We start from the raw sequence: 578 nt of genomic DNA on the forward strand, positions 1-578 counted from the left end.
TTAAGCCAACGATAGCGCAGCTCATAGCTATAGTAACAGAATGATTTTGTTGTAGTTGCTGTGCCCACGTTTTACGGGCCTTTGTGGGCACTAAAGCTTTTTTATGATTTCTTCCTGAAGCTGTGATTTTAAGCTCAGCTCGGCAAACATCTGCTTAAGTTTGCGGTTTTCAGCCTCCAGCTCTTTTAAGCGTTTGATATCCGAAGTTTCCATTCCGCCGTATTTTTCCCGCCATTTATAAAAAGTTGAATTACCCATACCATATTTACGGCAGAGTTCCTTGACAGGAATACCTGCTTCAGCTTCTTTTAAAATAGCGACGATTTGATGTTCAGTCATTTTTTTCATCATTAAATCCCCTTTTACTTTTATCATAGAGAATTTTCTACTTTTTTGCTGTACTATTTTAGGGGAGAGTTACATGATGATAATTAAATTCGGTTCCATTATCAAAGGTGATGCTTTTAACCATTTTTTCAAACGGCGTTAGCAATTTTATTATCATATCTCTCGTTTCGGAGGCGGTACGTTGATTGAGGCGCCCAATTAATACTAGCCCTGTTTTGCGTTCAACTAAT

General features: G+C 38.1%; 1 protein-coding gene. It reads right to left on the minus strand.

Annotation, left to right across the window (positions count from 1 at the left end; genetic code table 11):
* Positions 1–90: 90 nt before the first annotated feature.
* Entirely contained in the window at positions 91–375 is a 285-nt protein-coding gene (locus tag A9G37_RS03420; RefSeq protein ID WP_141670991.1) for a transposase, read from the minus strand.
* Between the last annotated feature and the right edge of the window lie 203 nt (positions 376–578).

This window comes from Gilliamella sp. GillExp13, from assembly GCF_001690815.1.
In the GTDB taxonomy this organism is placed as follows: domain Bacteria; phylum Pseudomonadota; class Gammaproteobacteria; order Enterobacterales; family Orbaceae; genus Gilliamella; species Gilliamella bombi.